The organism is Pseudomonas sp. P5_B2, from assembly GCF_056400445.1.
The window spans coordinates 1-5,598 of sequence record NZ_JBFULH010000277.1; the positions used below are offsets into that span (position 1 = coordinate 1).

General features: G+C 57.1%; 7 protein-coding genes. 1 reads left to right on the plus strand and 6 read right to left on the minus strand.

What is annotated here, in order from left to right; all coding sequences use genetic code 11:
* The first annotated feature begins 432 nt into the window (after nt 1–432).
* On the plus strand, nt 433–846 hold the full coding sequence (arfB, locus tag AC1DRJ_RS18210; RefSeq protein ID WP_310352425.1) for an alternative ribosome rescue aminoacyl-tRNA hydrolase ArfB: 414 nt from the start codon (nt 433–435) through the stop codon (nt 844–846).
* Here the strand turns inward: arfB and AC1DRJ_RS18215 are convergent.
* The 6 genes from AC1DRJ_RS18215 to phhA all read right to left on the minus strand — a co-directional run bounded on the left by AC1DRJ_RS18215 (nt 843) and on the right by phhA (nt 5,298).
* Nucleotides 843–2,042, minus strand: coding sequence for an MFS transporter (locus AC1DRJ_RS18215; RefSeq protein WP_477803387.1), 1,200 nt, complete (start codon nt 2,040–2,042; stop codon nt 843–845). The genes arfB and AC1DRJ_RS18215 overlap by 4 nt on opposite strands.
* Before the next feature lie 104 nt (nt 2,043–2,146).
* Nucleotides 2,147–2,329, minus strand: coding sequence for a hypothetical protein (locus AC1DRJ_RS18220; RefSeq protein ID WP_027922314.1), 183 nt, complete (start codon nt 2,327–2,329; stop codon nt 2,147–2,149).
* A 76-nt stretch (nt 2,330–2,405) separates the two neighbouring features.
* Nucleotides 2,406–2,537, minus strand: a complete 132-nt coding sequence (locus tag AC1DRJ_RS18225; RefSeq protein ID WP_010461912.1) for a hypothetical protein — start codon at nt 2,535–2,537, stop codon at nt 2,406–2,408.
* Between the two features lie 315 nt (nt 2,538–2,852).
* Nucleotides 2,853–4,046 carry an amino acid aminotransferase gene (locus AC1DRJ_RS18230; RefSeq protein WP_477803388.1) on the minus strand — a complete coding sequence of 398 codons (1,194 nt, stop codon included), beginning with the start codon at nt 4,044–4,046 and terminating at the stop codon, nt 2,853–2,855.
* Nucleotides 4,046–4,402, minus strand: coding sequence for a 4a-hydroxytetrahydrobiopterin dehydratase (locus AC1DRJ_RS18235; protein WP_007947580.1), 357 nt, complete (start codon nt 4,400–4,402; stop codon nt 4,046–4,048). Before AC1DRJ_RS18235 ends, AC1DRJ_RS18230 begins: the two co-directional genes overlap by 1 nt.
* A gap of 104 nt (nt 4,403–4,506) precedes the next feature.
* Nucleotides 4,507–5,298 carry a phenylalanine 4-monooxygenase gene (gene phhA / locus AC1DRJ_RS18240; protein WP_477803389.1) on the minus strand — a complete coding sequence of 264 codons (792 nt, stop codon included), beginning with the start codon at nt 5,296–5,298 and terminating at the stop codon, nt 4,507–4,509.
* Nucleotides 5,299–5,598: the final 300 nt, after the last annotated feature.

The following is a 5,598-nucleotide window of genomic DNA, read 5'->3' on the forward strand; positions in this document are numbered from 1 at the left end:
GATTGATACCATGCGGCATAACGATGTTATGCAATTCCTCGTAGTTTTGTGGTATAGAAGCGCAAGCCAAATAATGCAATAGGTATATACGTTGCTATGTAGGTAATGTTCAAGGCTCGTCCCTCTAGTGGTATTGCTTCGGTTATTACCCAGACAACTGCTCCCATAATAGGAATTGAACAGCCTAAAACCAAGCAGGTCACTGCCAAATGGTATCGAATGTTTTCAAATGACATAAAATTATAGATCTCGTTGGTGTGAAATTTGAGACTAATATAGCCATTCAAAACAAAGCAACTCCCAATTTGTAAATACGAAAACTCTGTAAGAAACGACTGACATGACTTCTTGGTCTCACATGCTCCAGTAACTACCTGTTATTCAGAGCGATATTCGCGGTATCCTTACCACCCTGAACCCGGACGCTTTTCCATGCTGGTGATTTCCAACAACGTGCATCTGCCGGATGCCGAGATCGAGTTGACGGCCATACGCGCCCAGGGCGCCGGCGGGCAGAACGTCAACAAGGTGTCCAGTGCCGTGCACTTGCGCTTCGATATTCCGGCCTCGTCCTTGCCCGAGTTCTACAAGGAGCGGCTGCTGGCGCTACGCGACAGTCGCATCACCAGCGAAGGTGTGTTGATCATCAAGGCCCAGCAGTACCGCACGCAGGAGGCCAATCGAGCGGATGCGCTGGAGCGGTTGACCGAGTTGATCCTCAGCGCGACCAAGATTGAAAAGAAGCGCCGCCCGACCAAGCCGACGCTGGGTTCAAAAAAACGTCGACTCGAATCGAAGACCAAGCGCGGCAGCATCAAGGCCGGGAGAGGGAAGGTCGATTTTTAACGCGACTCGCGCGCTTCGCGTTGCTTGGGGGCTTGCCGGTACAAGTAAACACTCAATGCCAAGCCGCTCAGCGCAGCAATCGCGGCGAACAAAAAGATCGAAGCAAAACCAAACCCGGCCGCAATCGCACCCGCCAGTGGCCCGGTAATCCCTAGCGACAAATCAATGAACAGCGAATAAGCCCCGACGGCCGCGCCACGGCTGGAGGCGGGTACCAGGTTGACCGCCTCCACGCCCAGTGCCGGGAACACCAGCGAAAAACCGAAACCGCTCAGCGCCGCACCGGCCAGGGCCCAATGGGCATCCGGTGCCAGCCACAGCAATAACAACCCCAGGGTTTCCACGGACAGGCAGGCAATTGCCACGCGAAAACCGCCGAGGCGGTTGATCAGGTTGCCAAACAGCAGGCGCGCACCGATGAAACTGGCGCCGAACAAGCTCAGGCACAACACCGCGTTGTCCCAGTGTTGCGTGGCGTAATACAAGGTGATGAAGGTGGCGATGGTGCCAAAACCGATGGAGCCCAGCGCCAGTCCACAACCGTGGGGCAGCACGCGTCCCAGCACATGCATGAACGGCAGCCGTTCACCGACCACAATCGGTGCAGCGGTTTTTGGCCAGGCCAGTGCCAGGCCGAGAACGGCCAGCAGCACAATGCTCACGCCCATGCTCCACAAACCCAATTGATTGACCAGCAACACGCCCAACGGCGCGCCGATGGCCAGTGCGCCGTAGCTGGCGATGCCGTTCCAGGAAATCACCTTGGCGGTGTTGGCCGCACCGACCCGGCCGATGCCCCAGCCAATCGATCCCGAGCCGACCAGACTTTCCGCGCTGCCGAGCACCAGGCGGCCAATCAGCAGGCTGATCAAGCTCAGCATCGGCAGACTTTGGGTCCAGGCGGAAATCAGCATGAACACACCGCTCAAACCGCAACCGGCCAGGCCGTACATCACCGCCAGTTTGCTGCCCTTGTTGTCGATGATCTTGCCGGCATAAGGCCGGCTGAGCAGGGTGGCCAGGTATTGCACGCTGATCACCAAGCCGGCGATGACTGCGCCGAAACCGAGGTCGCTGTGGACGTAGCCGGGCAATACGGCTAGAGGAATGCCGACATTCAGGTAGCCGATAAAGGTAAACAGAACAATGGAAACGACTTGCAGCGTGACCGCCAGGGGGCGCTGGTTTTCAGACATGGGTAAAGGTCCACGGGAAAGCAGGATAGATAGGCTGCTTATGATAGCGGCGCGAGCGCTCGCGGGTCGTGGAAAAAGTAAAACTATTTGCCGGGTAGCCTGGATCAGGGTTTGGCGGGAGCAACCAGTTGCGTCGTGACCAGAGCGGCCAGGGCGTTTTCTTGAGTGCCAAAACGGGCAAGTAGCGCGGCTTGTTTCTCGGGGGAGAGGCGATTCCAGATCTCGATCATCTTCTCGGCGGTGCCGATCAGGACGCTGGCCTGGCTCTCATTGAATTCGTCGGTCATGGTGTGTAGCTCAAGGTTCAGGCGGTGTGGAAAGCGCATGTTAGCGCTTTCCACACGGTCTGGCATTGCAGGTGTTTCAGTCTTCGCTGTCGGCCTGGCGGCGTTCAGTGGCTTCTTTCGGCTCGGGCTGTTGGGCGCCGGCTTGTTGCGTGGTTGTCTGCTCAGTTTCGTGCAGGCTTGGGAAGGGGAGATTAGGAATCTCGTGCATGGTTCGCGCTCCTCGCAAAGTCTGTTGATAGATCTGGTAGATCCGCGCTTATACAAAGCCTGGGCAGGATACAGGAGTAAAAATGACAATCGGACTTTTATCTGGGATTTCTGCGACCAATGGCCGCAGGGAGGGAAGAGCCGCGATTTGGTAGATACCGTCTTGAACCTCACCGGATAATCGCGTTTTGTCAGGCAAATCCCAGACCCAGCCTCCCAGGCTCGGCAGCTGCTACGGGGAGGGGGGTGAGTCAAAGCTGGTTGAGGKGATTTGTAGCAGCTGTCGAGCAGCGCGAGGCTGCCGCTACAGGGCGCGTTATTTGCAGACTTCAGCAATCGCCTCGGCCAGCAAATCCAGGCGCGTCGCATCGATCCCCGCCACGTTGGCCCGACCGGAGCTGACCATGTAAACGCTGTGATGATCACGCAGCTGTTTAACCTGCTCAGCCGTCAAACCGGTGTAGGAGAACATCCCGCGTTGCACGCCAATGTGCGCAAAACGCTCGCGCAAACCATAGGGTTCCAGCGCTTCGACCAGGCCGCTGCGCAACTGGGCGATACGCAAACGCATGGCTTCCACTTCGTCGGCCCAGAGGCTTTTCAGCTCTGGATCGCCAAGAATGGTCGCCACCACGGCTGCACCGTGATCCGGCGGCGTCGACCACAGGTTGCGGGCGATGTTGGCCAGTTGGCTGCGGATGTCCACCAGCTTGTCAGCGTTTTTCGCACAGACAATCAGCGCGCCGGTACGGTCGCGGTACAAACCGAAGTTCTTCGAGCAGGAACTGGTGATCAGCACTTCCGGCAACGCATCAGCGAACAAACGCGTCGACCAGGCATCCTGCTCCAGACCATCACCGAAACCCTGGTAGGCGAAATCGATCAGCGGCAACAGGTCGCGACTGCGCACCACGTCCAGCACACGATGCCAGTCGTCATGGGACAGATCGAATCCGGTCGGGTTGTGGCAGCAGGCGTGCAGCAACACCACGTCGCCCTTCGGTGCTTCATTGAGCACCGCGAGCATGGCGTCGACGTCGAGGCGATTGTCGCTCCCAACGTACGGGTAATGACTGACCTTGACCCCGGCCGCCGCGAAAATGGTTTCGTGGATCGGCCAAGTCGGATTGCTCAACCACACGCCACGGCCCGGCAGGCACTGGGCGATGAAGTCGGCGCTCAAGCGCAACGCACCGGTGCCGCCCGGCGTCTGGGTCGCCCCGGCGAGTTGCCCGGCGATCAGCGCAGAGTCTGCACCAAGCACCAGCTCACTGATGGCTTTGCCGAACGCCGGTTCGCCGTGCCCACCGATATAGGTCTTGGTGGTCTGGCGATCCACCAGACGCTGTTCGGCAAGTTTCACCGACTGCGGAATCGGCGTCAGGCCCTGGGCGTCTTTGTAGACACCCACGCCGAGGTCGAATTTGCGCGGGTTCGGGTCCTGCGCATAGGCTTCCATCAAACCGAGAATCGGATCGCCGGGAACTCGACCGATGGCGTCGAAATGCATTATTTGCGGCCCTCGGCGTCTTTAGCCACTTCGTCAGTGCGCGCGGCCATGATGAAGTCGTTGCGGTGCAGGCCTTTGATGGAGTGGCTCCACCAGGTGACGGTGACTTTGCCCCATTCGGTCAACAGGCCTGGGTGGTGACCTTCAGCCTCGGAGATTTCACCAACGGCGTTGGTGAACGCCAGTGCGTGTTTGAAGTTTTTGAACAGGAACTGTTTTTCCAGCTGCATGACGCCATCGCGGACTTCGATGTTCCAGTCCGGGATCTGCTTGATCAGTACCGGCAACTCTTCGTCGCTGACCTGAGGGGCGCCGGCTTGGCAGGCTTCGCAGTGGGCTTGGTTCAATGTGGACATGATGAATTCCTGAAATCGTATTATTGGAAATCGGCCGTCAGTGTCACCACGCTAAACCAACGCGTCGGTTCCTGACAGGCTCACTTGATTCTAAAAGCAGCGGATCACGCAGCCTTTGCCTTTGGCGGAAATTTCGGGGTGTGCAAGCCCAGCTGCATACCTTGTTTGACCATGCTCATGATGTCTTCATGGGCCACATCAAACAGACGCTTGAGGTTCGGCAAGACAAAGTACAGCGGTTGCAGGATGTCGATGCGGTACGGCGTGCGCATGCATTCCAGCGGATCGAACGCTTGATGTTCAGGCTCGTTCGACAGGCAGTAAACGGTTTCTTTTGGAGAGGAAAGAATGCCGCCGCCGTAAATGCGCAGGCCTTCAGCTGTGTCGACCAGGCCAAACTCGATGGTCATCCAGTACAGGCGCGCCAGGTACACGCGTTCTTCCTTGGTCGCTTTCAGGCCAAGTTTGCCGTAGGTATGGGTGAATTCAGCAAACCAGGGGTTGGTCAGCAGCGGACAGTGGCCAAAAATCTCGTGGAAAATGTCCGGCTCTTGCAGGTAATCCAGCTCTTCGCGGGTACGAATAAACGTCGCCACCGGAAACTGCTTGTTGGCCAGCAATTCGAAAAAAGTCTGGAAGGGGATCAGTGCCGGGACTCGGGCCACTTGCCAGCCGGTGGTTTCAGCGAGGACTTTGTTGATTTCACCGAGTTGCGGAATGCGGTCGTGGGGCAGACCGAGTTTTTCAATACCGTCCAGGTATTCCTGGCACGCACGACCCTCGATCACTTTCAGTTGACGAGTGATCAGCGTGTTCCACACCGCGTGTTCTTCAGCGGGGTAGTCGATAAAACCTTGCGCATCGGGCTCGCGAGCCACGTATTGCGTCTGCTTCATGCTGCTCTCCTGCTAGGGGATTCGTTCTTGTTATGTGTACTGCTATGGACCTAGAAATACCCCAAGGTGTGCGGCGTTGCAGCAGGTGTTCAGCGCTTTGCGTAGGAATAATCGCCTGTTTTCGTAAAGTTTTCGTTACAGATTGCAAGGAAAGTCGTATTTGCGGCAATTGCCGGGTTTGAAAAGGTCGATGGCTGTCACATAATCTTGACGACTATCTTCGCGCTCGATAGAAAAATTTTGCCGGGTACGTCGAATTGAGCGCTGCGATATCCCTGTAGGAGCCGAGCTTGCTCGCGA

What these genes read in the sequence shown, in the direction of transcription:
- arfB (WP_310352425.1), top strand. Translation starts at nt 433, where the DNA reads ATGCTGGTGATTTCCAACAACGTGCATCTGCCGGATGCCGAGATCGAG.
- AC1DRJ_RS18215 (WP_477803387.1), bottom strand. Translation starts at nt 2,042, where the DNA reads ATGTCTGAAAACCAGCGCCCCCTGGCGGTCACGCTGCAAGTCGTTTCC.
- AC1DRJ_RS18220 (WP_027922314.1), bottom strand. Translation starts at nt 2,329, where the DNA reads ATGACCGACGAATTCAATGAGAGCCAGGCCAGCGTCCTGATCGGCACC.
- AC1DRJ_RS18225 (WP_010461912.1), bottom strand. Translation starts at nt 2,537, where the DNA reads ATGCACGAGATTCCTAATCTCCCCTTCCCAAGCCTGCACGAAACTGAG.
- AC1DRJ_RS18230 (WP_477803388.1), bottom strand. Translation starts at nt 4,046, where the DNA reads ATGCATTTCGACGCCATCGGTCGAGTTCCCGGCGATCCGATTCTCGGT.
- AC1DRJ_RS18235 (WP_007947580.1), bottom strand. Translation starts at nt 4,402, where the DNA reads ATGTCCACATTGAACCAAGCCCACTGCGAAGCCTGCCAAGCCGGCGCC.
- phhA (WP_477803389.1), bottom strand. Translation starts at nt 5,298, where the DNA reads ATGAAGCAGACGCAATACGTGGCTCGCGAGCCCGATGCGCAAGGTTTT.